This is a genomic window from Marinilabilia sp. (genome assembly GCF_016278715.1).
GTDB lineage: Bacteria > Bacteroidota > Bacteroidia > Bacteroidales > Marinilabiliaceae > Marinilabilia.
The window spans coordinates 1-7,431 of sequence record NZ_JADQBH010000084.1; the positions used below are offsets into that span (position 1 = coordinate 1).

3 protein-coding genes are annotated in these 7,431 nt (G+C 44.2%); 2 read left to right on the forward strand and 1 reads right to left on the reverse strand.

Going from position 1 to position 7,431, the window contains the following annotated elements; translation table 11 throughout:
- Positions 1 to 1,536: DsrE/DsrF/DrsH-like family protein (locus QZZ43_RS05360; RefSeq protein WP_291856897.1), on the forward strand; the 1,536-nt coding region annotated here is incomplete at its 5' end.
- A gap of 122 nt (positions 1,537 to 1,658) precedes the next feature.
- Here QZZ43_RS05360 and QZZ43_RS05365 read toward each other — a convergent pair.
- On the reverse strand, positions 1,659 to 3,704 hold the full coding sequence (locus QZZ43_RS05365) for a M13 family metallopeptidase (protein ID WP_291856898.1): 2,046 nt from the start codon (positions 3,702 to 3,704) through the stop codon (positions 1,659 to 1,661).
- Between the two features lie 654 nt (positions 3,705 to 4,358).
- Here QZZ43_RS05365 and QZZ43_RS05370 point away from each other — a divergent pair.
- Positions 4,359 to 7,431, forward strand: a 3,073-nt coding sequence (locus QZZ43_RS05370) for a glycoside hydrolase family 2 TIM barrel-domain containing protein (protein WP_291856899.1), incomplete at its 3' end; no start/stop codon positions are given.

Consider the following 7,431-nt stretch of genomic DNA (forward strand, 5'->3'; position numbering starts at 1 on the left):
AATCGTAAATATCGTGGATCCATTGGAACAGCTATTGCAAAGGTTTTCGACCTTACGGCCGGAACCACCGGATTGAGCGATAAGGAACTGGCTCAGGCCGGAATGTCACATCAATCAACGATTGTCAATGCCGGTAGTCATGCGGGGTATTATCCCGGCTCCACCAATATGGTGCTGAAACTTTCATTTAATCCTGAAAATGGAAAAGTTTTAGGTGCGCAGATTGTGGGTTACGGAGGTGTTGATAAGCGAATCGATATAATAGCAGCTGTAATTAAAAAGAATGGAGATATCTACGACCTACAGGAAATAGAACATGCCTATGCACCTCCCTTTAGTTCAGCGAAAGACCCTGTTAGTCAGGCGGGTTACAATGCTGAAAATATTATGAAAGGATTGTTTTTGCCATTGTCGCCCTACAAATTCCACGAATGGTCGCACTCCGACAGCTGTTTGCTTGATGTCCGAACGCCTGATGAATACAGTCTGAATGCGATTGATGGCTCGGTGAATATTGAACTGGATCAAATTCGGAACCGACTGGACGAAATTCCCCGTGAAAAAAATCTTTACATCTTCTGTGGTGTTGGATTGCGTGGGTATGTGGCCACCCGAATTCTAAAACAGCATGGTTTCGAAAAAGTGTACAATCTTTCCGGTGGATTGAAGGTGTACCAGTCGGCTATGGCACAGCAAAGCAATCCTTTAAAGTTTAATGAGTCCGATGAAGCAAATCCTGTTGGAACTGAAGAAAATGTTCATCTTCCGCGCATTAAAGCAGATACACTTCAGGTGGATGCATGTGGGTTGCAGTGCCCGGGACCTGTATTGAAACTGAAAGAAGAGATGGCCAAAATTGAGCCGGGACAGGAGATGCAGGTAAAAGCCACCGACGCAGGATTCTACAACGACGTGGCTTCGTGGTGTAAGGTCACCGGTCATACTTTGGTAGGGCGTTCAAAAAAGGGAGCTGAGATTACCGCCGTTATCAGAAAGAAAAATGAGGCTGTTGCAAACGGAAATGGGTTGAACTCGTTGTCCGAGGGTCTTCGAACCATCGATCGGGGCGACAATAAAACCATTATTGTATTTAGTGACGATCTGGACAGGGCGCTGGCTTCTTTTGTAATTGCCAACGGAGCTGCCTCGATGGGAAAAAAAGTTACCATGTTTTTTACCTTTTGGGGATTGAATGTGATTAAGAAACAGGACAAACCCAGGACACGAAAGGGAATGGTGGATCGTATGTTTGGATTGATGATGCCCGGTCATGCTGGAAAACTTCCGCTTTCCAATATGAATATGGGGGGGATTGGACGCAGCATGATGAAACACCGAATGAAAAGCAAAAATGTAGATGCCCTTGAGGTGATGATTGAAAACGCCAACAGGAGTGAGGTTCAGATGATTGCCTGCCAGATGAGCATGGACGTGATGGGCGTTCGCAGTGAGGAGCTGATTGACGGTGTACGCATCGGTGGGGTGGCCAATTATCTTGAAGAGGCAGAGTCGTCCAATTTGAATCTGTTTATCTGAAAAAGTATCTTCTGGTTAAGGAAAAAAAAGGCTGACCGGGATTGGGCAGCCTTTTTTTCAAGGGGAGAGGCATCTTTTTGCCTGGACAAAGCCCCGGCAAAAAGGATGTTTCCTGTTATCTTTTACCAGATAGAAGCTCTCTTCTCGGGTTTAAGATACATTTTCTGCTCCGGTTGAATATTAAACGTCTCAACAAAAGCCTTCATATTGGGAAGTGGGCCGTTTACACGCCACTTACCCAGTGAGTGAACATCTTCTTTGGTGCGGCGCAAAATCTCTTCATTTCTGATGTTCTGGGCCCACACCCGGGCATAGGCCAGGAAGAATCGCTGATCGTCAGTGAACCCATCCAGCATTTCGGGTTCTTTTTCCCCTTCTATACTCATTTTATAAGCTTGATAGGCAATATTCAACCCTCCAAGGTCGGCAATATTCTCGCCAAGGGTCAGTTCGCCATCAGCCTTGATTGAATCCAGTACGGTGAAATGATTGAAACGGTCAATTAAAACCTGAGCGCGGTTTTCAAAATCATCCGCATCCGCAGGTTGCCACCAATCGTTCATATTCCCGTCTTTGTCGTACTGACGGCCCTTGTCATCAAAACCATGAGTCATTTCGTGGCCAATAACCATCCCAATGGCACCATAATTAACAGCATCATCCCCATAAGGGTAGAAAAACGGCGGTTGAAGAATAGCAGCCGGAAAGACGATTTCATTGGCCAGCGGGCTGTAGTATGCGTTCACGGTTTGAGGTGTCATGTGCCATTCTTCTTCATCAACAGGGTTTCCGATTTTATTTAAATCGTAGGTGAAATCGAATCGATTGGACATCAGTACATTTCCTGCATAATTGTCGGCCGAAACTTTAAGTCCGCTGTAATCCCTCCATTTATCGGGGTAACCAATCTTAACCCGGATGGCATTTAGTTTTTCATGAGCCTGAGTTTTGGTGCTGTCACTCATCCATGCAAGTTGATCGATACGTTTGGCAAACGATTTCTTCAGATTGCCAACCAGGTCAAGCATGCGTTCTTTGGCTTCGGGGGGGAAATACTTTTCTACATAGAGTTGTCCCACTGCTTCCCCCAGAGCGCCACTCGTGGTATTTAAAACACGTTTCCAACGGGGCTCCATGCTGGGCTGTCCGGAGAGGGTGCGTCCGTACATTTCAAAGGATGCTTCCACAAAATCCTGAGTCAGGTAGGGTGCCATACTTCTCATGGCTACAGCCGAAAAATAGTCCTGCCAAGTTTGGGGATCAACTTTATCCACCATTTGGGCAATCTGAGCCATAAATTTTGGTTGTCCCACATTGATTTTTCCCGGTTCGGGCAGTCCCACTTCGTGAAAATAAAGCGTCCAGTCAAATCCATCCGCCATGTCAGGCAGTTCTTCCAGATTAGTTGGGTTGTAGGTGGTTTGTGGATCCCGGTTTTCTAAACGGGTATTGGATGCCTCGGCCATGCGCGTTTCCAGTTCCATTATGTTGTTGGTTTTTTCGCTGGCCGACTCTTCTGTTTCACCTTTTAACACAAAAAGAGTGGTGAGGTAATTTTTGTAAGCCTCTCTGAGCTTCTCACCACGTTCGCTCTGGTCGAAATAATAATCCCTGTCGGGGAGCCCCAGACCGCCCTGATAGAAATTGGCGATGACCAGGTTGCTGTTTTTTCGATCGGGGGAACTGTATAGATAAAAGAATGGGTAGATCTGTTGCTGATGAAGCGCTGCGGTGGCTTTTATCAGTGTTTCACCATCGTTTATGGTTTCAATTAAAGAAAAGATATCGGCAAGAGGCTCCAGACCGGCTTCTTCTATAGCAATAGTGTCCATGCCTGAGGCAAATAAATCCCCTATTTGCTGAGCTACACTTCCAGCTTTAGCATCCGATTGGGCAGCCTCTTCGATGATGGTTTTTACTTTTTCACGGTTTTCTTCGGCCAGCAGGTCAAATGCACCGAAACGACTTTTGTCGTCGGGTAGTGGGTGATTTTCAATCCAGCCTCCATTGGCATACAGATAAAAGTTTTGGCCGGGGGCAACAGTGGTATCCATATTTTCGGGCGAAAAAACAGCCCGTTCCTTTTCAGGAGCCTTATCGCCATTATTGCAGGCAGGAATTATCATGAGTCCTGTTGCTGCAAAAATCAAAGGTTTTAATAAATTCATACGAAAATAATTTGTTTAATTTATTGGTTGTGTGAAACACGCATGGGTTTTGTGTCATTATTTTTTGATTAATGGTGTTCATGCCTGTCTCATTATTGTTCTTTTCTTTATTAATCTTAATCGTTAGGTGTTAATTATTAGGATATTAAAAACAAAAGTCAGTTTGGGGATTATATGTTTTAGTTTTGAAAAGTAATACATCTTATTCAAATAGCCTATGATAAGTTTCATAAGCCCCGTTTTTCGCACCAACAAACAAAACAAACCTGTCCTAAATAATTATTCTAAAGAACTGCCGGGCTTGTTAAGAGCCGACCTTGGCATGTTGGCCAAAACGCAGAGATGCGATGATGCAAAGGTTTTATTATTAAAATTTGCAGTCATTAGTTTTTTGATAGCTATTTATCAGTGATTTACGACAGCAATGCAAAGGATGTATAACAAAATCCTGTTTTAATTCTTGCGAACAATTGCATGCCTCTGTCTTCTGCACGGGTTACTAACATCAAACCTCAGAATATCTATTATTCTATAGTTTTTAATCTCTTTTTTAATATTGTTGGATGTTATCCATTCCCAAAAATATTATTTAAATTTGCTTCAATATCCGCATGGAATTAAAGTCTAACTTGTTACAAAACAAATATTTTCAAGATGAAGTATTGTCTTTTTCTGTTTTCGGTTTTCTTTCTGATGGCATGTAACGATTATAAAGATTATGAGGGAGTATCTTTTGAAGAGAAAAACCCCCGTGACTGGGAAAATCCTTTGGTGAATGAAATAAACAAGGAGGTTCCACGCGCCTGGTTTGTGCCCTTTGCCGATGCCGGGAAAGCCGATCGTGACAATATTTGGGCATCTTCGTTGATTCAATCGCTGAACGGAAACTGGGCTTTTTATCTGTCTCAGAATCCCGATCAACGGCCTTTTTACTTTTTTAAAGACGATTTTAATACGGAAGACTGGAAAACCATTGCCGTTCCTTCCAACTGGGAGATGCAGGGATACGATTATCCTATCTACACCAACGCTCAATACCCTCATGCTAAAACACCTCCTCAAATACAGGATCATTACAATCCGGTTGGATCGTACAAGCGACTGTTTACAATTCCTGACGAATGGGAGGAGAAAAAAGTTGTTCTTCATTTCGGAGCGGTCAGTTCGGCCATGTATATCTGGGTCAATGAGCAGTTTGTGGGATACAGTCAGGACAGTAAAACACCCGCCGAGTTTGACATAACTGAGTATTTGAAATCCGGGGACAACAGTCTCGCTGTGGAAGTGTACAAGTGGAGCGATGGCAGTTATCTGGAAGATCAGGACTTTTGGCGCCTTGGAGGTATTACCCGTGATGTATTCCTGATGGCACGTACGCCTCAGCATATACAGGATTTTCGGATTACCTCCGATCTTTCAGAAGACTTGAAAAACGGACTTTTCGCTCTGGAATTAAATGTTGAAAATGCATCGGTAGAGACCCCTGTAATGGTGGAGGCCAATCTTTATGATGGAGATAAGCAGGTGGACTGTTTCATTGATGCAGTTGTGGATAGTTCTGTGAGGTGGAGTTCAAGTATTGATAATGTTAAGCCATGGTCGGCCGAAATTCCCAATCTTTATCAGCTTAAGATTACATTGAAAGATGTGTCAGGGAATATACTGGAGACTATTGTTCAGGATGTGGGGTTCAGAAAAATTGAGATCAAAGGTAATGTCTTGCTGGTCAATGGGAAATATGTGAACCTGAAAGGGGTTAATTTGCACGAACATCATCCTGTTACAGGTCATGTGGTAGATGAAGCCACCATGCTGAAAGATATTGAACTGATGAAAAGCCACAATATCAATGCTGTTCGAACTTCCCATTATCCCCAACCTGAGCGGTTTTATGAACTGTGCAACCAATACGGTCTTTACGTGATTGATGAAGCCAATATTGAATCGCATGGCATGGGCTATGGCCCTGAGTCTTTAGCCAAAGACTCCTTGTGGATGGAATCGCACCTTTATCGAACCCGGAATATGTTTGAGCGGGATAAAAATCAACCTTCAGTCATTATTTGGTCACTGGGAAACGAGGCCGGTGATGGTGTCAATTTTAATAAAACCTATGATTACCTGAAGTCAGTGGATTCGTCCCGGCCTGTTCAGTACGAGCAAGCCCACGGAGGGCGTAACACCGATATATATGCACCGATGTATGCCTCCATGGAGCACATGGAGGATTACGCCCGTAATGATGGAAGTAAGCCACTGATTCAGTGCGAGTATGCTCATGCTATGGGAAATAGTGTCGGTAATTTGCAGGACTATTGGAATTTAATTGAAGCATACGAATCAATGCAGGGCGGTTTTATTTGGGACTGGGTAGACCAGGGGCTGCTGACAACCAATGAGGACGGAGAAGCGTTTTTTGCTTATGGGGGAGATTTCGGCCCGGATACAGTGCCCTCGGATGGCAACTTCTGTCTCAACGGACTGGTGGATCCCGACCGAAAAGTCCAGCCCGCTCTTGAAGAGGTAAAAAAGGTGTATCAGTACATAAAATTTCATCCTGTAAATCTGGCAAGTGGCACGGTTAAAATTGAAAATAACTATTCATTTCTCAATGCTGACATTTTTAATTTCGAATGGGAGATTAAAGGTGATGGTGAAGTGGTAAATTCAGGTAGCTTTGAAGGAGTGATTTTGCTTCCGGGTGAGCAAGCAGGAGTGGCGGCCGAGTTGGATTTCAATGCCGTTCCAGGAACCGAATATATGCTAAATATTCATGCCCGGTTAAAAGAACCAATGGGCGTTCTTCCGGCCGGAACTTCTTTGGCAAAGGAACAATTCAAATTACCGATCTATGAACCCAAAAAGGAGACGGCAAGGCAACGTGTTTCCCTGAATATGGAAAAGCGAAACAGCGACACTGCTTTGGTTTTATCCTGGGATGATTTTGTGGTAGAGTTTGATATGTTTCGTGGAGAGATGGTGAATCTTCAGTACCACGGAAAAGAAATGTTGAAAAAAGGGCCTGAACCATCATTCTGGCGGGCTCCTACCGATAATGACTTTGGAAACGGTCTGCCCCGGAGATCGCACATATGGCGAAATATTGAGAAGTACAGAAAGCTTTTTTCGGCCGAGACAAAAGACCTGAAATATGGAAAACAGGTGGTATTTGTCTGGAATTATTTCGATGAGTATGAGCAGCTTACAGGGACTTCGGAAGTTGTTTATGTGATTGATGCCAAGGGAGCTATTGAAGTGACCCACCATTTTAAAATGGCGTCGGATAGCCTGCCCGAAATTCCCCGCATGGGTATGACGCTGGTGATGCCCCGGGAGTATGATCGGATAAAATGGCTGGGACGCGGTCCTCACGAATCCTATCAGGATAGGAAAACGGCAGCTTTTGTGGACGTTTGGTCAGGTTCGGTGGCTGACCAGTATCAGGCCTACCTGCGGCCACAGGAGAATGGAAATAAAACCGATGTCCGCTGGATGAGCATTACCAATGAAGCGGGTGTTGGTTTGCTTTTCGAAGGAACACAATTACTGGAAGTTTCTGCACATCATAATTCGATGGAAGACTTTGAATCTCCTGTCAATTCTGATTATGCAAAAGTTGAACACCCTGATGGACACCGGCACACCACAGATGTTGTTCCTCAGGATTTTACTTCTGTGGACATTGACCTCATGCAGATGGGTGTAGGTGGCGATAACAGCTGGGGTG

Coding starts and splice junctions, on each gene's coding strand:
- QZZ43_RS05365 (WP_291856898.1), bottom strand. CDS start 3,704: ATGAATTTATTAAAACCTTTGATTTTTGCAGCAACAGGACTCATGATA.